The following is a 20,612-nucleotide window of genomic DNA, read 5'->3' on the forward strand; positions in this document are numbered from 1 at the left end:
GAAGAATTTTTATTAAAACCAATGAACTGTCCTCACCACTGTGAGATTTACAACAACAGCCAGTGGTCTTATAAAGATTTACCGAAACGTTATGCAGAATTCGGTACAGTATATCGTTACGAACAAAGTGGAGAATTACATGGTTTAACACGTGTTCGTGGATTTACTCAGGATGATGCTCACTTATTCTGTACGCCAGACCAGTTAGACGCCGAGTTTAAAAATGTTATCGACTTAGTACTTTATGTATTCGGATCGTTAGGTTTTGAAAACTTTACTGCACAAGTATCTGTAAGGGATCCTGAAAATCCCGACAAATACATAGGTAGTGTTGAAAACTGGGAAAAAGCAGAACAAGCTATTATTAACGCTGCCCAAGACAAAAGTCTTAACTACGTTATCGAAACCGGTGAAGCTGCCTTCTACGGACCTAAGCTTGACTTTATGGTAAAAGATGCCCTTGGTCGCCAATGGCAGTTAGGAACAATTCAGGTAGATTACAACTTACCTGAGCGTTTCAACTTAACCTATAAAGGCAGTGATAATGAATTACACCGTCCGGTCATGATTCACCGTGCCCCTTTTGGTAGTATGGAGCGTTTTATCGCGATTTTACTAGAACATACGGCTGGAAATTTCCCGCTATGGTTAATGCCAACTCAGGCTATTATCCTGTCAATTAGCGAGAAATATGAAAAATACGCCGAAAAAGTTTTAAATTTGCTAGAAAATAACGAAATTCGCGCCCTTGTAGACCACAGGAATGAAACTATCGGGAAAAAGATTCGGGAAGCCGAAATGCAAAAACACCCGTATATGATTATTATTGGGGAGCAAGAAGAGAAAGAAAACAAAATCACTGTGCGTCAGCATGGTGGATCAGATTTAGGGATGATTTCAGTAGAAGACTTCTCTAAAATAATAAATGATGAGATTAGCAAAACGCTAAAACCATTTTAAAACAAAGTTTAACTAAAAATTTAAGAGCCATAGCAATTAGAAAAAAATCACAGCCCAAGCCAAGGGTTGCTCAAGAGGAAAAACACAGAATTAACTCTAGAATTACCGTGCCTAACGTTCGCCTTGTTGGTGAAAACGTTGAAGTTGGAATTTACTCTACCAGAGACGCTTTAAAAATAGCGGAAGAACAAGAGTTCGATTTAGTAGAGATTTCTCCAAATGCAGACCCTCCTGTTTGTAAAGTCATGGACTATAAAAAGTTCCTTTACGAGCAAAAAAAACGTGATAAAGCTATTAAAGCTAAGGCTACTAAGGTAGTTATCAAAGAAATTCGTTTTGGTCCGCAAACAGACGATCATGATTACGAGTTTAAAAGAAAGCATGCGGAAAAGTTCTTAAAAGAAGGCGCTAAGTTAAAAGCTTTTGTATTCTTTAAAGGACGTTCTATCATCTTCAAAGAGCAAGGTCAAATTTTATTGCTTCGTTTAGCGCAAGACCTTGAAGAATTTGGTAAGGTAGAACAAATGCCTAAATTAGAAGGTAAACGTATGACCATGTTTATTGCTCCTAAAAAATAATTAGGACAATAACATTGATATAAAAAGACACTAAAAGCAATTTTAGTTCTAAAATAATTAAGCGAAATAATTAAAACCTAGGAAAAGAAGATGCCTAAAATGAAAACTAAATCTAGTGCCAAAAAACGTTTCAAGTTAACTGGTACTGGTAAGATTAAAAGAAAACACGCTTTTAAAAGTCACATCTTAACTAAGAAGTCTAAAAAGCGTAAGTTAGCTTTAACTCATGACACTTTAGTAGATAAAGCGGATGAGAACAATGTTAAAACAATGTTACGTTTAAAGTAATACGGTTTTAACCGGTTATTAAATAAATTATAAACCCTGGAGTTAGGCAAAAATAAAAGAGTAGAGTATTTCTGCCGCCTACTACAAAAAAACATTTAAAATTATGCCAAGATCAGTAAATTCTGTAGCAAAAAGAGCCAGAAGAAAAAAGGTTCTAAAACAAGCTAAAGGTTACTTCGGACGTCGTAAAAACGTTTGGACAGTAGCTAAAAACGCGGTTGATAAAGCGATGCAATACTCGTACAGAGACCGTAGAAATAAAAAGAGAACATTCCGTGCATTATGGATTACGCGTATTAACGCTGGAGCCCGTTTACATGGTTTATCTTATTCTCAATTTATGGGGAAATTAAAAGCTAATGAAATCGAATTAAACCGTAAGGTTTTAGCAGATTTAGCTATGAATAACCCAGAGGCTTTTAAAGCTGTAATAGAGAAAGTAAAATAAGGCGTTCCGCCTATTGTAAAACATATTAATTCGCTTAATAAAAATCCGATTCTTACGAATCGGATTTTTTTATATCCCAAAGGCTGTAATTACCAATCGGCGCTCACCACCATAATCTCTGTGTTCACATAAATAAATTCCCTGCCATATACCTAAATTTAATTTCCCATTAGTTAACGGTATTTGTACAGACGCTCCTAACAGGGATGCTTTAATATGGGCAGGCATATCATCAGCCCCTTCGTAGGTATGTTTATAGTAAGGTGCATTTTCCGGAACCATGACATTAAAATGTCTTTCAAAATCACCTCTTACCGTATAATCGGCATTTTCATTAATCGTTAAACTGGCAGACGTATGTTTTATAAAAACCTGAAGCTGCCCTCCCTTAATCTCATTTATTTCTGGAATTGCATCTAAAACAGTATCTGTTATTAAATGAAATCCACGAGGATAAGATTTTAAACGTATTTCCTTTTGAAAAACTTTCATCTGCTAATCATTAAATAAAGCTCTAAATTAAAGTTTAATTTCAAAAAAAAGGCACTTTTTAATCATAAAGACGCAACCAAATACGTTAAACAACATCTAGTATATAAAATGAAAAAGAAACATGAAACATTACATTTACACCTTCCTATTAGCAATCTTAACACTATCTAGTTGTAGTTTAAACAGTGACTCAAATTCAGATTCGAATTTGCCTGAAATTATAGCAGTCGAATGGCATTTAACGAACGTATTTGGCGGACTTTCTGGAGTAGATAATAATTTTGAATTAAATGAGATTGTTTGGGAATTCGACGAAGAATATGGCTCACTAACCATTACCAATTCCAACGAAAACGATACAATTGAAGATGGTTTTGATAGTGGTATTTACAGTTTTAGTGTCACTAATCAGGATTTAAATCAATTTCTTTTTATAAATGACACCGAATTTGGAAACCTCATTATTGACAATAGCGAAAACGAAATGGTTATCGATCAGAATATAACAATGAATGGCGAAGCTGCCGATGGTTACATCTACACTTTTGAGCGTGTCATTATTTATGAAGAATAGGGTTTCGCTTAAAAAACCTGAATTCCCTAAAAATAAAATATTGAAAAAGGATATAGAATAAGGAATTAAAAATCCAGATATCTATAAATGGCTTTTCTAATAAAACCAAATCTAAATTGTCTGACAAAAATATGGTAATACTGCAACATAAATAAAGTATTAATCCAATGGAGAAATTAAAATAATGATGCTCTATTTCAAAATTACTGAATATAAAATATAAGGCATAGACCATTAAAATAGTAGAAGTAGAAACAATTTCATAAGTGTTGAAATTCCAAAAAAGCTTAATATCTCCCATATATATACTCGTAATATAAAGCATTTGAATTATACCTATTATTAGGATTAGTATCTTGATAAATCTATGTTGAAGTAATTTATAATACAACAACGACAAAAAGATGAATTGAAATCCAAAATAAAAATGGGACACAAAAAAATTAGCATTTGGTTTTATAACACCAATTAAATTACAACTAATTTCAACTAAAGAAAGCACAACCAAATACCAAACAAATAGCTTAGATATATCGGGTATATTATTTCTATTAATAAAAAATGTCAAAGTATTAAATATTAGAAAGCAAAGTCCAACCAGGCTAACCAAAATAACCAACCAGAAATCCATATAATTAGGTTTTTTGCTTTTTCTTACGGGCTGCAGGAAATAAAATATTATTTAAGATTAATCTGTAGCCTGGCGAATTAGGATGTAAATCCAGTTCAGTCTTTGCATCACCTACCCGGTGCTGATAATCTTCCGGATCGTGCCCTCCATAGAAGGTAAAAAACCCTTTTCCTTTTATTCCGTGAATGTATTTGGCTTCTCCATTGCTCTTCGTTTCACCCATAACCAAAACATTAGATTTTATTTCATCTCGAGTAAATGAAGTGGTTTGTCCCATAAAACCTTTAACCAATACTGTATGATTTTGACATAACATGGTTGGAATGGGGTCCCATTTTGCTGAAAATTCCATTAAAGAAAAGTAATCGGTAGATTTATGAATCACACGTTTTCTAGTCATATCAATTGACGAGAACTCATACACATTCGGATTACGCTCTAAAGTAAAATCTGTAAAGGCAAAGGTTCTAGAATAATCTATTTTATTCTGATAAGCCGGATCGCTGGCATCGCCATCGAACATTGGCTCACAAATATCAATACCTTCCGCCGCTAAAGCAATATCAAAACTATCTGTTGCGCTGCACATGGCAAACATAAATCCTCCGCCAATAACATAATCTCTAATCTTTAAAGCTACGGCAAGTTTTTCATCTGAAACTTTATTAAATCCCAATTTTTCAGCTAAAGCTTCTGCTTCCTTCTTTTCTTCAATATACCACGAAGCCGCTTTATAAGCGCCATAGAATTTCCCATATTGACCCGTAAAATCTTCATGATGCAAGTGTAGCCAATCAAACATTAAAAGTCCATCATTCAATACTTCTTCATCATAAATGGTTTCATAGGGAATCTCGGCATATTGCAATACCATGGTTACCGCATCATCCCAAGGTAATTTACCCTTTGGTGTGTAAACCGCTACTTTGGGAGCTTTTTCTAAAACCACCGCTTCCATATTCTGACTAGGGCTACTAATTTCCTCCAGAATACTTTCAGTTTTAGCGTCGGATAAAATTTCAAAAGAAATCCCTCGAATCTGGCATTCACGTTGAATAGCTTCTGTATCGGGCAATAAAAAAGAACCACCACGATAATTAAGTAACCATTTTACTTTTTGTTCTTTAGAAAGAATCCAATAGGTTAATCCGTAAGCCTTTAAATGATTTTTCTGGCCTTCAGAATCCATTGGAATAAGAATATAGGATGCATAGGTTTTTAAACCCATACAAATAAAAAGGAGTGCAAATAGTATCTTCTTCAAAAGTCAGTTAAAATTTAAATTCGAAGATAAATACACACAGTCAATGTTGCGCATTTATCTTCGATTTATTCAAACTTAAAGATACTTAAAATATTATTGGAACACTTGTTTTAACTAAAAGATTAGATGTTAAAACGGTACTTCGTCGTCGTTATCATCGTTAAATGAACTACCAAAAGCCTGATCTGGACTTGCTGTAAAGTTATTAGAGCTAAAAGGATCTTCTCCTCCTCCATCATTCATTTTTGAATGGAACTCGAACGGTGAATCAAAATCATCTAAGTTGTCGAACTTACCTAAGTGTCCTAAGAATTTCAATCGGATGTTTTCCAACCCACCATTACGGTGTTTTGCGATAATAAACTCGGCCTGACCTTCGGTTGGAGAGCGCTCTTCATCATCCCACTCATCAATTTTATAATATTCCGGACGATAAATGAAACTTACAATATCGGCATCCTGCTCAATCGCTCCAGATTCACGTAAATCTGAAAGTAACGGTCGTTTACTGCCTCCACGTGTTTCAACCGCACGCGATAACTGCGACAGTGCAATTACCGGTACCATTAATTCCTTTGCCAAAGCTTTTAAGTTTCGGGAAATCATGGAAATCTCCTGCTCACGGTTACCAGCATGGGCGCTTCCTCCCGTCATTAACTGCAAGTAATCAATCATAATCAACTTAATACCATGTTGTGATGATAAACGACGCGCCTTAGCTCTTAAATCGAAAATCGATAAGGATGGTGTATCATCAATATAAAGCGGTGCTTTTTCTAGGTCTTTTACTTTTACGTTTAATTGCTCCCACTCGTGCTTTTCTAACTTACCGGTTCTTAATTTTTCAGAAGATAATCCTGTTTCACTAGAAATAAGACGGGTGATTAACTGTACCGATGCCATCTCTAATGAGAAAAAGGCTACAGGAATATTCTGGTCGACAGCAATATTTCGAGCCATAGATAGGGTTAACGCTGTTTTACCCATACCCGGACGTGCCGCAACGATAATTAAATCGGATGGTTGCCAACCTGAAGTTAATTTATCAAGTTTGGTAAATCCTGTAGGAATACCACTCAAACCTTCCTTATTAGAAATCTCTTCGATTTTCTTCTTCGCCTGAATTACTAAATCCTGAGCAGATTCACTCGATTTTTTAATATTTCCTTGAGTAACCTCGTATAATTTAGCCTCAGCATTATCTAACAAATCGAAAACGTCCTTCGTTTCATCGTAAGAGTCTTCAATAATTTCGTTTGAAATTTTAATTAGACTACGCTGAATAAATTTCTGTAAAATAATACGTGCGTGAAACTCAATATGCGCCGAAGAAGACACTTTTTGAGTTAAAGAAATTAAATAGAAATCTCCACCGGCCTGTTCTAACTTTCCGTTTTTCTTTAACTGCGTCGAAACGGTTAATAAGTCGATAGGTTCACTATTTTCAAATAGCTGAAAGATAGCCGAAAAGATATGTTGATGCGATTCTTTGTAGAAAGCTTCAGAACTCAAAATATCAATTACTTCATCAACCCCTTTTTTATCAATCATCATTGCACCTAACACAACTTCCTCTAAATCAATAGCTTGAGGAGGTATCTTTCCTTTTTCAAGGTTGATTAGGGTGCTCTTGTCTACTCTATATCCTTTAATTTGGTCGGGTTGTTTCATGTCTACGAATGTAACTAAAATGAATCTTTTATCGGACAGAAAATCGATTCTGATTATTAACCAATAGTTAACAATCTAACTGTTAATAACTTACAAAAATTGTCAATAACCACAAAAAAAATCTGAAGTTTAACACTTCAGATTTTTATTTATGTAGGCTCTACAAGGTTTAATCTTTGAATACACCCATGTTAGAATATTTATCCATACGCTTAGAAACTAATTCATCTGGTGATAAGTTTTTAAGCTCTTCATAAAACTTAACGATAGTATTACTAACAGTTGTAAAAGTCTTTTCTCTATCTCTGTGAGCACCTCCTAGAGGTTCCTTGATAATTTCATCAACCAGCTTTAATTTTTTCATATCGCTAGCTGTTAATTTTAAAGCTTCAGCTGCTTGTTCTTTATATTCCCAGCTATGCCATAAGATTGATGAACAAGACTCAGGAGAAATTACAGAATACCAAGTGTTCTCTAACATTAAAACAACGTCTCCAACACCAATACCTAATGCTCCACCTGAAGCACCTTCACCAATTACAATAGTAATTACTGGCACTTTTAAGCGAGTCATTTCTAAAATGTTTCTGGCAATCGCTTCTCCTTGCCCACGCTCTTCTGCTTCTAAACCAGGATAAGCACCAGGTGTATCTAATAACGTAACAACAGGAATTCCGAATTTTTCAGCAGACTTCATTAAACGAAGTGCTTTACGGTAACCCTCAGGATTAGCCATACCGAAATTTCTATATTGACGGGTTTTGGTATTATAACCTTTTTGCTGACCAATGAACATAAAACTTTGATCACCAATTTTACCTAAACCACCAATCATCGCTTTATCATCTTTAAAGCTTCTGTCTCCATGAAGTTCTAAAAATGTATCTCCACAAATAGCTCTAATATAATCTAAAGTATATGGTCTGTTTGGGTGACGTGATAACTGAACACGCTGCCATGGTGTTAAGTTTTTATAGATGTCTTTTTGAGTTTCCTTTAATTTACTTTCGATGTTCTTACAGGTTTCTGTAACATCTACTTCGCTTTCTTCTCCAATGATTCTACATTTTTGAAGTTGCTCTTCTAATTCTTTTATAGGGAGTTCAAATTCTAAATATTCCATAAGAATTTTTTATTATGGCTGTTTATTTATTTTAGCCTACAAACCTACATATTTTTTCATTTTAAACTAAGAAAAAACATGAATTATTGGTTCTTGTTAATTACACTGCAAAATTAATGATTATCTAAGAAACTACGAAAGTTTTAGTACTTAAGCATGAATTATTATGTTCAAATAACTAAAAGTCTTTAACGTTTTGCCTTTTGCAAAAGGAAAATAGACAACACGCCAAACACCACATTAGGAAACCACGCCGCGACTATTGGTGAGAAATCGGACTGCTCTGCCATAACTCCGAAAATCTTATCGAAAAAGACAAAAACCATAGCAATACAAATACCAATTGCCAGATTAACTCCCATTCCTCCTCGGCGTTTCATAGAAGACACAGCCACTGCTATAATAGTTAATATAAACACAGATACTGGTAAACTCCATTTTTTATACAATACAAGTTTAAAACGCCCGACATTAGAAGACCCTCTGGCCTCTTCTTTTGCTATAAATCGTTTTAATTCGCCATAGGGCTTTACCTCGGCTGCATAAATTTCAGGTGTTAAATCATCTACTTTAAATGGAAATAAGGTATCCTTTTTTCTTTCTATTTCTTCAAGAATATCGTTGTTTTCACCAATAGTACGTTTAACGTAATTCACTAATCTGTAAGTGGTATCCTCTTCAATATATCGAATACTATTAGCACTAATTTTATAGGTCAACTTATTGTTTTCAAAATGCTCTAAGGTGAAATTGCTTCCATTTTTGTTTTTAACATCGAAACTACTAACGTAGATAATTTCGTTATCGTTGATTTGTCTAAACAAATCTACATTAGCTCCTTCATAGGCACTCTTACCTTTCTTAAAGTATTTATATGAAAAGTCATTAAATCCTTGACTAGCCTTAGGTGCTAAATACAAACCTAATACTATAGACAGAATACCAACTATAGTTGCCCCAATCATATACGGGCGTAAAAACCTGTAAAAAGACACTCCGGAACTTAAAAAAGCAATCACCTCGGTGTTATTCGCCAACTTGGAAGTAAACCAAATTACAGACAAGAATAAAAACAAAGGAAAAAGTAAGTGGGCAAAATAGATGGTAAAATCTAAAAAGTATAAAAGCACTTCTCCGATAGGCACTTCATTTTCTAAAATTTTTCCAATTTTTTCAGCTAAATGCACCGTTATACCAATAGGTATAAACAGCAAAAGCATCATAAAAAATGTAAACAAATAACGTTTTAAAATGTACCAATCTAATATTTTCACACGCTTAACTTATTAAGTCTTTATTTGGGGCTTTAGTATGTTTAGAATTCCTTTTTAATTACAAACGTTTATCCATTTGTTTTACCATTTGGTCTTTCCAAGTTCTAAAATCTCCTGCTAATATATGTTTTCTTGCCTCGCGAACCAACCATAAATAAAATCCTAAATTATGGATTGTTGCAATTTGTTTTCCCAAATATTCGTTAACCGAAAACAAATGACGTAAATACGCTTTAGAATATTCGGTATCAACAAAAGTGATGCCCATCTCATCGATTGGTGAAAAATCGGCTTCCCACTTTTTATTTTTAATATTTATGGTTCCATGTGCCGTAAATAACATACCATTTCTTGCATTACGTGTTGGCATCACGCAGTCGAACATATCTATACCTAACGCAATATTTTCCAAAATATTGATTGGCGTACCAACTCCCATTAAATAACGTGGTTTGTCTTCCGGAAGAATTTCGGTAACCACTTCGGTCATGGCATACATTTCTTCTGCTGGCTCTCCTACCGAAAGTCCTCCAATAGCATTACCCACAGCTCCTGCATTGGCAATGTATTCAGCCGACTGGCGTCTTAAATCTTTATAAGTACTTCCTTGAACAATTGGAAAAAAGGCCTGATCGTAACCATATTTTAATGGCGTTTTTTCTAAATGATTAATGCAACGATCCAGCCAACGGTGTGTCATATGCATAGAGCGTTTTGCATAGTTATAATCACAAGGATACGGCGTACATTCATCGAAAGCCATGATAATATCGGCACCAATGGTACGTTGAATTTCCATAACATTTTCTGGAGTGAATGTATGATAACTACCGTCTATATGCGATTTAAACTTAACTCCTTCTTCCTTAATTTTTCGGTTAGAAGATAATGAGTACACCTGGTATCCGCCAGAGTCGGTTAAAATATTACGATCCCAGTTCATGAACTTATGCAATCCGCCTGCTTTTTCTAAAATAGGCGTTTGCGGACGCAAATATAAATGATACGTATTCCCCAAAATAATATCCGGGTTGATATCATTTTTTAACTCTCGCTGATGCACCCCTTTTACTGATGCTACCGTACCTACAGGCATAAAAATAGGAGTTTCAATTACCCCGTGATCGGTTGTTATTTTTCCCGCTCTTGCCTGACTTTGCGGATCTTTTGCTTTTAATTCAAATTGCATATACCTAATTATTCTTCCAACGGCAAACCTACATATTTTTTTAGTTTTACATTGTACTTTTCACTTGCTTTTATGATTTTCTGTTCTCTGTTAATTTTAAAGATTTTGAACTTTTAAGCACTTTTGGCTCGTATATTGATAGAGAATGATACTATAAAACATATAATATCGTTTTTAATTAAATTACGAATCCCTAAAAAAACTATTTATGAAAAAGAGCCTGTTTTTTTTATTACTGTTAACTTCAATGTCCATTACTGCCTTTGCGCAATCTATTCCCGGATTTGGTATTAAAGGTGGATTAAACTACAACGCTAACGGTGATTATTTTGAATCGATTAGCAACAACTATGAACATCCTGATAGAAATGTAGGACTCCATATTGGTTTATTTGGTAAAGTTGGAAATCAAATTTTCTTTAAACCTGAAGTTGTTTATACCAGCACTAAAAGTGATTATAATGACGATAGTTTTAAAATGCAGAAACTAGATGTGCCTTTATTGGTTGGTGTAAAAGTTATTGGCCCTTTAAACGTATTTGCCGGACCAGCATTTCAGTATATTTTAGACACTGAATTTGAAAACATTACCATTAACGATGTAGACAACGATTTAACGGTTGGATTGAACTTTGGTATTGGAGTTAACTTCAAAAAAGTTGGGCTTGACTTACGTTATGAAAGAGGATTTAGCGAAAACGAAGCCACTTTCTTAGACAATAATGGCATTAGCACCAATAGAATTGACACCAGACCAGACCAGTTAATTTTAAGTTTATCTTTATTAATATAATCTGTTTGACAGCAACAAAAAAGCCCCGCAAATGCGAGGCTTTTTTTTATTTTATCTACTACAATTATAGGCTATAATTTATTTTAATATCCGATTCTAAATAATCAGGAATCTCATTAGCGTTTGTATCGTAAAGTTTAATTACGGTTCCTACAAATTCCCCTTCACTATTTTTTGCTATGTAATTTAGTAACACTTCATCAGCATCTAATGGTTCAGATTTAACGACTTCAACAGAAGCTCCTTTAACTGTTCTTACTGTAATTTCGTTTTTCGTTAGCACACCGTCTCCATCATCATCAGTATCTATATAATCATAACGCGGATATAAATACCCATAGGCATCGGCATAGGTATCTTCATCTGTATTCACAGTAAGACCTTCTAAATATGTTGGCACACCATCTCCATCATGGTCATTTTGTCCCATTTGTAACAACTCAAATTTAAACACTAAAGGCGAATAAGCTGCTATACTACCAGTAGCGCTTGAGAAATAGGCTAATCCTGATGGTAAAAACATAACACCTACTCCAGAATTACTAAAACTTACAGTACCGTCACCATTATCGGCAAAACTTTCTGAAACGTTGTACTTAGGAATCACAAAACGCCATCCCGGAATTAAACTTGTTAAATCCAGAGGATTACTATCCGGATAATATTTACTATCAAAAACAACATCTCCTAAAGTAAACCCTTCATATAAAATTTGAATATCATCAGCCACAGTTGGAGAATTATACCCTCCACCTTGATTTATTTTAAGTACGTAATACTGGTATTCTGTATCGGCGTAAGTAGTATCTATTGGAGCTCCAACAGCAGTTTCTAATAACTCGTAACCATCAGGCACCGTCTCATCTCCTGTTAGCTCTAAAATTTTAATATCATTAATACCTATATTTGGTAGAGCAGCCTCAATTTCGGCTTTGTTATAATAATGACTTTGTAAATACTTCTGTAAAGAATCCATGTCTGCTGCCTGTTGTTCTGTGCGATCTCTAGGAGGTACTACGGTAACTTCAGATTCATCATCTTTTTTACAAGACACAAAACCAATAGCCAAACACAAGGCCAGCAAACTTAAATTTTTAAATTTCATGCAACGATATTTTTTATTTCTTTGGGTATCTTAAGCATCGGCTTATTATAAATTAAAAGCATTGCTTTTTATTATACCAATGTCTTAATATTCTTTATTTTTGAGCACGCAAGATACAATTTTAATATAATCTTGTGTACATGGTTAACGTAGTTTTTAGAATTAATATATGCGAATTGATAAGTACTTATGGTGTGTGAGATATTACAAAACACGAAGCATTGCCACAACGGCTTGTAAAAAAGGCCAGGTTAAGGTAAATGGCGATGTTGTAAAACCCAGCAGGGAGGTTTATGCAACAGATGTTATTGAATTAAGAAAAGACCAGATAAACTATAAATTAAAAGTCAACGACATTCCTGAAAGTCGGGTTGGTGCTAAACTGGTGGACATTTACAGAACAGATATTACACCTAAAGAGCAATTTGAAGCTCAGGAATTATTAAAATTCGCCAAAGACTATTACAGAAAAAAAGGTGTTGGACGACCTACAAAAAAAGATAGACGCGATATTGATGATTTTACAAACGAAAATGAGTAATTTTACCCTCTCATTTAATCCCAATTGATTATGGACGTTACAAACAACGTGATATTAAACCACGACGAAATCAATCATAAAATAAGACGTATTGCATTTCAAATTTATGAAAGCAACGTTTATGAAACCGAAGTTATTTTAGCCGGAATCGATCGTAATGGGTATATTTTTGCAGAAAAGTTAAAAGCCATCTTAGAGGATATTTCAGATATTAATGTGATTTTATGCAAAGTTAGTATCGATAAAAAACAACCTCAAAATAATATAAAAACATCTTTAAGTACTGAAGAATATGAAAACAAATCTTTAGTACTTGTTGATGATGTTTTAAACTCAGGCACCACTTTAATTTATGGTGTAAAACACTTTTTAGATGTTCCGCTTAAGCGTTTTAAAACCGCTGTTTTAATAAATAGAAACCATAAAAAATATCCTGTAAAAGCAGATTTTAAAGGTATTTCTTTGTCTACTTCATTACACGAGCATGTTAATGTGGTATTGGAAGGCAATCAATTTGAAGCTACTTTAGAGTAGCTTCAAATTTAGTTCTTCTATTATTTCAGAAGTCGTTTTATTATCGGTTGGCAACACAATATTCGCCTGACTGTAAAATGGTGAACGCTCGAACAAATGTTTTCCAATAAATTCAGTTAACTCCTCATCAGTTTCTATATGAGCCACTAAAGGGCGTTTTCCCTTTTCTCCTTTTAAACGGTTTACCAAGGTTGGAATGGAAGCTTTTAAATAAACACTTTTCACATTATCGGCTTTTAAAATAAGATCCATATTATTACTATAACACGGAGTACCACCCCCAAGGGATAAAATCAAATTGGATTCACTATCTAAAAGTTCCCTTAAATATTTAGTTTCAACCTTTCTAAAATAGATTTCTCCCTTAATTTGAAATATAGTTTTTATTGAATTTTGTTCCTGTTCTTCAATGTAATCGTCTAAATCTAAAAAGTCGTAGTTTAATTTTTCGGCTAAAATCCTACCTATAGTGGACTTTCCAGAAGCCATATATCCAACTAAAATTAAAATCATTGATTAGGTTATAAATTGATTATTAAAAACTTAAGTTTTCGATGTGCAAAAAAACAAAAATTTCTTCTAAAATCTCCTTGTTTTTTTAAAAATAGGTTTTATATTTGCACCCGCAAACACTAACTTTCAGTGTTTAAGCAAGACTAGATAGCTCAGTTGGTAGAGCATAACACTTTTAATGTTAGGGTCCTGGGTTCGAGCCCCAGTCTGGTCACAAAAAAAGTTAAGCATATGCTTAACTTTTTTTATTTTTAGTCACTTTGTGAGTAAAAATAAACAGAAAAAACTAATACTCATCTTAGTTTTTCTCACAGACACATCGAGTTCTATATTCGGTTTTGTTTATACATTTAGCGCACGTGGCGGAATTGGTAGACGCGCCAGCTTGAGGGGCTGGTATTCGCTTAGAATGTGGAAGTTCGAGTCTTCTCGTGCGCACACAAGCCAAAAAAACTCGAAAATTGTTTCGAGTTTTTTTGGCACTTATTTTATTCTACCACGTTAAACTTAACCTTTAAAACATCTTTTGAATTTCCTCCAACCATAACTTCAAATGCTCCCGGCTCGACAACACGTTTCATATCTCGATTCCAAATAGCCAATTCATCTGAAGTTAATTCAAATTCCAAATGTTTGGTTTCTCCTTGCTTTATAAAAACTCTTTTAAACCCTTTTAATGTCTTATGAGGTGTGGTCACACTACTGTAAACATCATTAATATATAGCTGTACAACTTCATCACCGTCATAATCTCCTGTATTTTTAACATCTACCGATACAGTTATGTTACCATCAACATCTATTTTATCTGAACTCAACTTTAAGTTTGAATACTCAAAAGTTGTATAACTCAACCCATAACCAAAAGTGTATAACGGATTTTCACTTTCGCTAACATATCTATGAATCGCTGAAGGTTTTTGATTGTAATATATTGGCAACTGACCTACAGATTTAGGAAATGAAATCGGCAACCTTCCTCCCGGATTGTAATCACCAAATAATACATCAGCCACAGCTCTACCTCCTGCTTCTCCAGGAAACCAAGCTTCTAAAATAGCTGGCACATTTTCATTAATCCAATTTATTGAAAGCGGGCGTCCATTTAAAAGAACACAAACTACAGGCGTTCCTGTTTTTTGAATCGCTTCAATTAATTCTTGCTGCATACCGTGTAAATCTAAAGTAGCAACATCGCGATTTTCTTCAACCAATTCTCTTGATTCACCTAAAACAACAATAGCTACATCGGCTTGTTTGGCGATATCAACGGCTGGCTGCAGATTTATTTTTTCCAAATTCCAGCGTAAATGAGCTCTGGCTCCCCAGCCACCTTCCCACATTTCTATACGAACCTTGTACTTTTTACCGGCTTCAATATTTTTAGGTGTTGTTACAATGCTTGTAGCTCCCTTGGTCCAGTTATCAATGACTAACTGATCATCAATCCACATGCGAATACCATCGTCTGAACTTAAACCAATCCAACCATCAAAAGAAGTATCGGATTGAATGTACCCTGTCCAACGAATTGAAAAATCATCATCATTAACCCCTTCTCCCGGATTCCATGGCCAATCGAATTGTAATTCATTATCAATGCGAGTCAATACCGGCTCTCCTTCTGCTTTTCTGTTATTAAAATACTCTCCTTTTAATCCATTTTGTTTACCATCAGGAGTGAATAAATATTTTGATGGAATGATTTGTCCTTTAACGATAAGCGGCACCCCTTCTTCATAAAGTACTTCGGTGTTTTTTCCAATTACAGATTTAATACCTTCCAATACCGTAGTCGCCACTTTATTCTTTACTGAATACCCTCCCAATCTCGATGCATCAGCATTAGGACCAATAACCGCAATCGTTTTTAAATCCTTACTCAATGGCAATAAGTTGCCTTGATTTTTTAATAAACTAATAGATTTTCTTCCTGCTTCCAAAGCAACTTCCTGATTTTCCTTTGAATGGAAGCGTGCTTCAATTAACCCTTTTTCAGTATAAGGGTTATCAAATAATCCTAATAAAAATTTAAGCCTTAACACACCACCTGCTGCACGATCTATATCTTCCATCGATAATGCGCCTTCCTTAACAAGTTCTGCAATAGTTTCCTGCCAGAACTCATTTGAAAAATCGTAGAAATGCATATCTACACCTGCAGAAACTGCCTGACGGATACTTTCTTTGGGAGAATCTGCAACATAATGTGTGGTTTGAATATATTTAATTGCTCCTAAGTCTGAAACTACAATACCTTTAAAATTCCACTCTTTCCTCAACACTTCAGTCAATAACCAATGATTAGCTGCACAAGGTATTCCATCTAATTCTGAATAAGCACACATAGCTCCAAGAGCACCTCCTTGCTTATAAACCTTTTCAAACGTTGGCAAAAAATCTTCCCGCGCTGTGCGCTCACCTACAATTACAGGTGATGAATTACCTCCTGCCTGCGGATAACTATGCACAGCAAAATGCTTAGGTTCTGCAATAATAGAACGATCTGAAGCTAATGTATCGCCTTGAATTCCTTTTACCATGGCTAATCCCAGTTCTCCTGCCAAATAAGTATCCTCTCCAAACGTTTCTGCCACGCGTCCCCATCTTGGCTCTCTGCCAATACCTAAAACTGGACCTAAACCAAAATGCACTCCGTGAGCACGAGCTTCACTTCCAATAACCTCACCAACCTTTTCCATTAGTTCTGTATCCCAGGTAGCACCAAGACCAATATTCATTGGAAACGCCGTACTGCCTTCATCTAAATACCCGTGCAACATTTCACACATAATTAGTGCCGGAATACCCCAGCGGTTATTTTTAATAACATTCTTCTGAAGATCATTAATCATTTTAGCCGACCTCGGATAAATATCATGAATAGCACCAACTCCCAAATCTCCAATTTTTTCATTAGTTTTGGATTTTGAAAAATCTTCTCCATCTTTAAAAAATTCGCCTTTGTACATATCCATTTGGCGAACTTTTTCCTCCAGACTCATGCGACTTAACAAATCTGTTAAGCGTTCTTCAACAGGTATATTTGAATTCTGGTAGGGATATTTTTGAGCAAACGCTAAATGGAATACACTTAAAATAACTACTGATGCTATTACTATCTTTTTCATTTTGGGATGATTATTTACCTATTTTGGTTGGGTCTTTGTATATTAAATTTAATTTGCGAAAGCTGAATAAATTCACTTTATCTTTTATTCATTTACAATATTAAAATTAAGATGCCATTTAAAACTGTTTTTTCGACGAGCGTTTATTTCTATGCACTTAAAAACATTTTTTCATGATTTTAAAGAAATAGGTTCACTATTAATTAGTTATTCATTATTTTTGTTTAGCTAAATTCAATAAAAAATGAACAAAATTCGCGTCAATTTCAGTATTAAAGATCTTGAAAACCTCTCAGGGATTAAAGCACATACCATTAGAATTTGGGAAAAACGCTATAATTTATTGGAACCCAACCGTACCGATACCAACATAAGAACTTATAATACGGCCAGCCTTCAAAAACTATTAAACATAGCTTACTTAAACAATAATGGTTTTAAAGTTTCAAAAATAGCAGACCTGGCTGAAGATGAGATCTCCATAAAAGTTAAAGAAATAATAGCCGAAAGCAACAAAGATAGTTTTGCCATAAATGCGTTTAAGATGGCTATGATTAACTTCGATCAGTCTTTATTTGACAAAACGTATAACGACCTATTAGAAGAACTTACTTTTGAAGACATATTTTACTCTGTATTTCTTCCTCTACTAAATGAAATTGGGTTACTATGGCAAACCAATACCATAACCCCGGTACACGAACATTTTATTTCGGTTCTTATTAAGCAGAAGTTATTACTTAGTACAGAGAAGTTGGTAAACCTTGAAAACACTTCCGACTCCAGAACATTTGTTCTCTTCCTTCCCGATAATGAAATTCATGATATTGGACTCCTTTTTGTTAATTACTTACTAAAAAGTAAAGGTTATCATACCATTTTTCTAGGGCCAAGCGTACCAACTGCTAACCTTTACGAACTATATGAATTTTTCGACAATATTACATTTATATCGTATTTTACTATCTTCCCGGAAGAAGATACAATTGAAACTTATATTAAAGATTTCAATGAATTATTATTAAATGAAAACAAATCTTATCTTTATTTACTTGGAAATAAAACCATTAACCTTAACCCTTCTCAATTACCCGAAAAGGTTAAAGTTTTTAAAAGCATAAAAAATTTAGTTAAAGAAATGTAATATAAATTCATTTTGTTTAACTTTTTATTATATTTGTTAAACAAAAATGAAAAAAACAATTATAATTTTAGGTTCCGGATTCTCCTCTTTAGCTGCATCATGTTATCTAGCTAAAGCCGGATATAGCGCTACAATATTTGAAAAAAACACTACTATTGGAGGTCGCGCAAGACAATTAAAAAAAGATGGGTTTACATTCGATATTGGTCCCACCTGGTATTGGATGCCAGATGTGTTTGAACGATTTTTTAGTGATTTCGGTAAAAAACCATCAGACTATTACACCTTAGAAAAACTTAACCCTGCCTACAGTGTTTATTTTGGAAAAAACGATTTTATAACCATTGAAGACACTTTAGATAAAATATCGAAGGCTTTTGAAAAAGAAGAACCTGGAAGTTCGGTTAAACTCAAATCTTTTATTGCGAATGCTAAAAGTAACTATGACATTGCTATAAAAGATTTGGTTTACAATCCGGGGGTTTCTCCTTTAGAATTGGTTACGCCGGAAACAATCAAAAAACTTAACCAATTTTTTAGCAACATTAAAAAAGACGTAAACAAGGCTTTTAAAAACAAACGACTGGCTCAAATTCTAGAATTTCCAGTGTTATTCCTTGGTGCCAAACCAAGCGACACACCATCTTTCTACAATTTCATGAATTACGCCGATTTCGGACTTGGGACCTTTCATCCGCAAAAAGGTATGTATCAGGTTATTCTGGCTTTAAAAAGTTTAGCCGAAGAACTAGGCGTAACCATTCAAACAGAAAACCCTGTTGATGAAATCATCGTAAGTAACGGAAAAGCTTCAGGTATTATTTCAAAAGGAAAAACATATACGGCCGATATTATTGTGAGTGGCGCTGATTACCATCACACAGAAACGTTATTGGACGAACCTTACAGGCAATATTCTGAAAATTACTGGAACAAAAAAACCTTTGCACCGTCTTCACTGTTATTTTATGTAGGATTTAATAAAAAAATTGAAAATGTAGATCACCACACTTTATTTTTTGATGTCGATTTCGATGTTCACGCTAAAGCTATTTACGACAATCCAGAATGGCCTGAAAAACCACTGTTTTACGCTAGTTTTCCAAGCAAAACAGACACAAGCACAGCTCCTGAAGGCAAGGAAGCCGGTATATTTTTAATTCCATTAGCGCCCAGTTTGCATGATACTCCGGAATTGAGAGAAACCTATTTCAATAAAATCATAAACCGACTAGAAGACTTAACCTCTCAAAGCGTAAAAGACCATATTATTTTTAAAGAAAGTTTCTGTATAAACGATTTTATAAATGATTATAACTCATATAAAGGTAATGCTTACGGCATGGCAAATACCCTATTACAAACAGCCTTTTTAAGACCTAAACTGAAAAGTAAAAAAGTAAACAATTTGTATTTCACCGGACAATTAACGGTACCTGGACCAGGCGTTCCTCCCTCGTTAATTTCAGGAAAATTAGTAGCCGATTTAGTAATTAAACACCATTAACCCATGAAAGCATTATTCGACACGGTATCCTACAGCTGCAGCAAACTAGTTACTGGAACTTACAGCACATCGTTTTCGCTTGCCACAAAAATGTTATACAAATCGATTCGAGCTGATATTTACAATATTTACGGTTTTGTAAGATTTGCTGATGAAATTGTCGATTCGTTTCACGATTATGACAAAGAAGCTTTATTCAACAAGTTTTACGACGATTTAAATGAAGCTATTGAAAATAAAATCAGTCTTAACCCGATTCTAAATGCATTTCAGCATACCTACCATAAATACAATCTGGAAAAAGATATGGTTGATGCTTTTATGAAAAGTATGCGTTTAGATTTAAACAAAAGCAATTATAATACGGTTGAAGAATATCAAAATTACATTTATGGTTCTGCCGATGTGGTTGGCTTAATGTGCTTAAAGGTATTTGTTAAAGGCGACCAGGAAAAGTTCGATGAGCTTAAATCATCTGCAATGGCTTTGGGTTCCGCGTTTCAAAAAGTAAATTTTTTAAGAGATTTAAAAGCCGATATGGAAGGTTTAAACCGAAGCTATTTCCCTAATATAAATCTAGATGAGCTTGATGAAGCTTCAAAGCAACACATCATTGAAGACATTGAATACGATTTTGAACGTGGTTTACAAGGGATAAAAAAGCTACCTAATGAAGCTAAATTCGGAGTGTTTATGGCGTATCGTTATTACAGACAATTACTTAAAAAACTACAAAACACACCGGCTTTACACATTAAAAACTCAAGGATACGCGTTTCAAACCCTAAAAAAATAGAATTGCTCATGCGCAGCTATGTTAAATATCAACTAAATTTAATGTAACTTTAAGTC

Annotated in this window: 20 protein-coding genes and 2 tRNA genes (1 of these 22 running past the window's edge); 13 read left to right on the plus strand and 9 right to left on the minus strand. The window is 34.3% G+C overall.

Annotated features, from left to right (window positions below):
* The 4 genes from thrS to rplT form a co-directional block, all read left to right on the plus strand.
* On the plus strand, positions 1-960 hold the end of the coding sequence (thrS, locus tag R1X58_RS00170) for a threonine--tRNA ligase (RefSeq protein WP_240570948.1). The gene continues 975 nt to the left of window position 1, outside the view; the window shows 960 of its 1,935 coding nt (coding positions 976-1,935); its start codon lies beyond the left edge, outside the window; the stop codon is at positions 958-960.
* Positions 961-989: 29 nt separating this feature from the next.
* A complete protein-coding gene (gene infC / locus R1X58_RS00175; RefSeq protein ID WP_375141543.1) occupies positions 990-1,538 on the plus strand; it encodes a translation initiation factor IF-3 in 549 nt (182 codons plus the stop codon).
* Positions 1,539-1,628: 90 nt separating this feature from the next.
* Entirely contained in the window at positions 1,629-1,826 is a 198-nt protein-coding gene (gene rpmI, locus R1X58_RS00180; protein ID WP_027138918.1) for a 50S ribosomal protein L35, read from the plus strand.
* Between the two features lie 103 nt (positions 1,827-1,929).
* A complete protein-coding gene (rplT, locus tag R1X58_RS00185; protein WP_240570949.1) occupies positions 1,930-2,274 on the plus strand; it encodes a 50S ribosomal protein L20 in 345 nt (114 codons plus the stop codon).
* Between the two features lie 69 nt (positions 2,275-2,343).
* Here rplT and R1X58_RS00190 read toward each other — a convergent pair whose 3' ends face one another.
* A complete protein-coding gene (locus tag R1X58_RS00190) occupies positions 2,344-2,766 on the minus strand; it encodes a secondary thiamine-phosphate synthase enzyme YjbQ (RefSeq protein ID WP_240570951.1) in 423 nt (140 codons plus the stop codon).
* Between the two features lie 121 nt (positions 2,767-2,887).
* Here R1X58_RS00190 and R1X58_RS00195 point away from each other — a divergent pair, with 121 nt between their 5' ends.
* On the plus strand, positions 2,888-3,340 hold the full coding sequence (locus R1X58_RS00195; RefSeq protein WP_240570953.1) for a hypothetical protein: 453 nt from the start codon (positions 2,888-2,890) through the stop codon (positions 3,338-3,340).
* A 635-nt stretch (positions 3,341-3,975) separates the two neighbouring features.
* Here the strand turns inward: R1X58_RS00195 and R1X58_RS00200 are convergent.
* The 5 genes from R1X58_RS00200 to tgt all read right to left on the minus strand — a co-directional run bounded on the left by R1X58_RS00200 (position 3,976) and on the right by tgt (position 10,492).
* Positions 3,976-5,160 (minus strand): asparagine synthetase B, encoded by a 1,185-nt coding sequence (locus R1X58_RS00200; protein ID WP_306468584.1) that lies wholly within the window; start codon positions 5,158-5,160, stop codon positions 3,976-3,978.
* Positions 5,161-5,364: 204 nt separating this feature from the next.
* Positions 5,365-6,906, minus strand: coding sequence for a replicative DNA helicase (gene dnaB, locus R1X58_RS00205; protein ID WP_240570956.1), 1,542 nt, complete (start codon positions 6,904-6,906; stop codon positions 5,365-5,367).
* A 169-nt stretch (positions 6,907-7,075) separates the two neighbouring features.
* Positions 7,076-8,029, minus strand: a complete 954-nt coding sequence (locus R1X58_RS00210; RefSeq protein WP_240570958.1) for an acetyl-CoA carboxylase carboxyltransferase subunit alpha — start codon at positions 8,027-8,029, stop codon at positions 7,076-7,078.
* Positions 8,030-8,217: 188 nt separating this feature from the next.
* Positions 8,218-9,303: an LptF/LptG family permease gene (locus R1X58_RS00215; protein ID WP_258225764.1), complete on the minus strand. Its 1,086-nt coding sequence runs from the start codon at positions 9,301-9,303 to the stop codon at positions 8,218-8,220.
* Positions 9,304-9,361: 58 nt separating this feature from the next.
* Positions 9,362-10,492, minus strand: coding sequence for a tRNA guanosine(34) transglycosylase Tgt (tgt, locus tag R1X58_RS00220; RefSeq protein WP_240570959.1), 1,131 nt, complete (start codon positions 10,490-10,492; stop codon positions 9,362-9,364).
* A 208-nt stretch (positions 10,493-10,700) separates the two neighbouring features.
* Here tgt and R1X58_RS00225 point away from each other — a divergent pair, with 208 nt between their 5' ends.
* Positions 10,701-11,285, plus strand: a complete 585-nt coding sequence (locus R1X58_RS00225) for an outer membrane beta-barrel protein (RefSeq protein ID WP_240570960.1) — start codon at positions 10,701-10,703, stop codon at positions 11,283-11,285.
* A gap of 64 nt (positions 11,286-11,349) precedes the next feature.
* On the opposite strand, the gene R1X58_RS00230 is transcribed toward R1X58_RS00225, so the two are convergent.
* Complete coding sequence (locus R1X58_RS00230) at positions 11,350-12,390, minus strand: FKBP-type peptidyl-prolyl cis-trans isomerase (protein WP_240570961.1); 1,041 nt, start codon at positions 12,388-12,390, stop codon at positions 11,350-11,352.
* A gap of 169 nt (positions 12,391-12,559) precedes the next feature.
* Between R1X58_RS00230 and R1X58_RS00235 the strand changes: the two genes are divergently transcribed.
* Positions 12,560-12,931 (plus strand): RNA-binding S4 domain-containing protein, encoded by a 372-nt coding sequence (locus R1X58_RS00235; protein WP_240570962.1) that lies wholly within the window; start codon positions 12,560-12,562, stop codon positions 12,929-12,931.
* 30 nt (positions 12,932-12,961) lie between these two features.
* Complete coding sequence (locus tag R1X58_RS00240) at positions 12,962-13,465, plus strand: phosphoribosyltransferase family protein (protein WP_240570964.1); 504 nt, start codon at positions 12,962-12,964, stop codon at positions 13,463-13,465.
* Here the strand turns inward: R1X58_RS00240 and R1X58_RS00245 are convergent.
* Positions 13,457-13,978 carry a shikimate kinase gene (locus tag R1X58_RS00245; RefSeq protein WP_240570966.1) on the minus strand — a complete coding sequence of 174 codons (522 nt, stop codon included), beginning with the start codon at positions 13,976-13,978 and terminating at the stop codon, positions 13,457-13,459. The genes R1X58_RS00240 and R1X58_RS00245 overlap by 9 nt on opposite strands.
* 141 nt (positions 13,979-14,119) lie before the next feature.
* On the opposite strand from R1X58_RS00245, the gene R1X58_RS00250 reads away from it, so the two are divergent.
* A tRNA-Lys gene (locus R1X58_RS00250) sits at positions 14,120-14,192 on the plus strand.
* Positions 14,193-14,331: 139 nt separating this feature from the next.
* A tRNA-Leu gene (locus R1X58_RS00255) sits at positions 14,332-14,416 on the plus strand.
* 50 nt (positions 14,417-14,466) lie between these two features.
* On the opposite strand, the gene R1X58_RS00260 is transcribed toward R1X58_RS00255, so the two are convergent.
* Positions 14,467-17,109 (minus strand): glycoside hydrolase family 3 protein, encoded by a 2,643-nt coding sequence (locus R1X58_RS00260; RefSeq protein WP_240570968.1) that lies wholly within the window; start codon positions 17,107-17,109, stop codon positions 14,467-14,469.
* A gap of 244 nt (positions 17,110-17,353) precedes the next feature.
* On the opposite strand from R1X58_RS00260, the gene R1X58_RS00265 reads away from it, so the two are divergent.
* From R1X58_RS00265 to R1X58_RS00275, 3 genes are read left to right on the plus strand one after another with little or no spacing between them, the layout of a single operon-like run.
* A complete protein-coding gene (locus R1X58_RS00265) occupies positions 17,354-18,253 on the plus strand; it encodes a MerR family transcriptional regulator (protein ID WP_240570970.1) in 900 nt (299 codons plus the stop codon).
* Positions 18,254-18,299: 46 nt separating this feature from the next.
* The gene (locus R1X58_RS00270; RefSeq protein ID WP_240570972.1) at positions 18,300-19,760 is read left to right on the plus strand and encodes a phytoene desaturase family protein; all 1,461 of its coding nucleotides are present in this window, start codon (positions 18,300-18,302) and stop codon (positions 19,758-19,760) included.
* A 3-nt stretch (positions 19,761-19,763) separates the two neighbouring features.
* A complete protein-coding gene (locus tag R1X58_RS00275) occupies positions 19,764-20,603 on the plus strand; it encodes a phytoene/squalene synthase family protein (protein ID WP_240570975.1) in 840 nt (279 codons plus the stop codon).
* Positions 20,604-20,612: the final 9 nt, after the last annotated feature.

It is taken from the genome of Aestuariibaculum lutulentum (assembly GCF_032926325.1).
Taxonomy (GTDB): Bacteria; Bacteroidota; Bacteroidia; order Flavobacteriales; family Flavobacteriaceae; genus Aestuariibaculum; species Aestuariibaculum lutulentum.

Excerpts from the sequence above, each read along its gene's own strand:
- rpmI (WP_027138918.1), top strand. The coding sequence starts at position 1,629 with ATGCCTAAAATGAAAACTAAATCTAGTGCCAAAAAACGTTTCAAGTTA.
- rplT (WP_240570949.1), top strand. The coding sequence starts at position 1,930 with ATGCCAAGATCAGTAAATTCTGTAGCAAAAAGAGCCAGAAGAAAAAAG.
- R1X58_RS00190 (WP_240570951.1), bottom strand. The coding sequence starts at position 2,766 with ATGAAAGTTTTTCAAAAGGAAATACGTTTAAAATCTTATCCTCGTGGA.
- R1X58_RS00195 (WP_240570953.1), top strand. The coding sequence starts at position 2,888 with ATGAAACATTACATTTACACCTTCCTATTAGCAATCTTAACACTATCT.
- R1X58_RS00200 (WP_306468584.1), bottom strand. The coding sequence starts at position 5,160 with ATGGATTCTGAAGGCCAGAAAAATCATTTAAAGGCTTACGGATTAACC.
- dnaB (WP_240570956.1), bottom strand. The coding sequence starts at position 6,906 with ATGAAACAACCCGACCAAATTAAAGGATATAGAGTAGACAAGAGCACC.
- R1X58_RS00210 (WP_240570958.1), bottom strand. The coding sequence starts at position 8,029 with ATGGAATATTTAGAATTTGAACTCCCTATAAAAGAATTAGAAGAGCAA.
- tgt (WP_240570959.1), bottom strand. The coding sequence starts at position 10,492 with ATGCAATTTGAATTAAAAGCAAAAGATCCGCAAAGTCAGGCAAGAGCG.
- R1X58_RS00225 (WP_240570960.1), top strand. The coding sequence starts at position 10,701 with ATGAAAAAGAGCCTGTTTTTTTTATTACTGTTAACTTCAATGTCCATT.
- R1X58_RS00230 (WP_240570961.1), bottom strand. The coding sequence starts at position 12,390 with ATGAAATTTAAAAATTTAAGTTTGCTGGCCTTGTGTTTGGCTATTGGT.
- R1X58_RS00235 (WP_240570962.1), top strand. The coding sequence starts at position 12,560 with ATGCGAATTGATAAGTACTTATGGTGTGTGAGATATTACAAAACACGA.
- R1X58_RS00240 (WP_240570964.1), top strand. The coding sequence starts at position 12,962 with ATGGACGTTACAAACAACGTGATATTAAACCACGACGAAATCAATCAT.
- R1X58_RS00245 (WP_240570966.1), bottom strand. The coding sequence starts at position 13,978 with ATGATTTTAATTTTAGTTGGATATATGGCTTCTGGAAAGTCCACTATA.
- R1X58_RS00260 (WP_240570968.1), bottom strand. The coding sequence starts at position 17,109 with ATGAAAAAGATAGTAATAGCATCAGTAGTTATTTTAAGTGTATTCCAT.
- R1X58_RS00265 (WP_240570970.1), top strand. The coding sequence starts at position 17,354 with ATGAACAAAATTCGCGTCAATTTCAGTATTAAAGATCTTGAAAACCTC.
- R1X58_RS00270 (WP_240570972.1), top strand. The coding sequence starts at position 18,300 with ATGAAAAAAACAATTATAATTTTAGGTTCCGGATTCTCCTCTTTAGCT.
- R1X58_RS00275 (WP_240570975.1), top strand. The coding sequence starts at position 19,764 with ATGAAAGCATTATTCGACACGGTATCCTACAGCTGCAGCAAACTAGTT.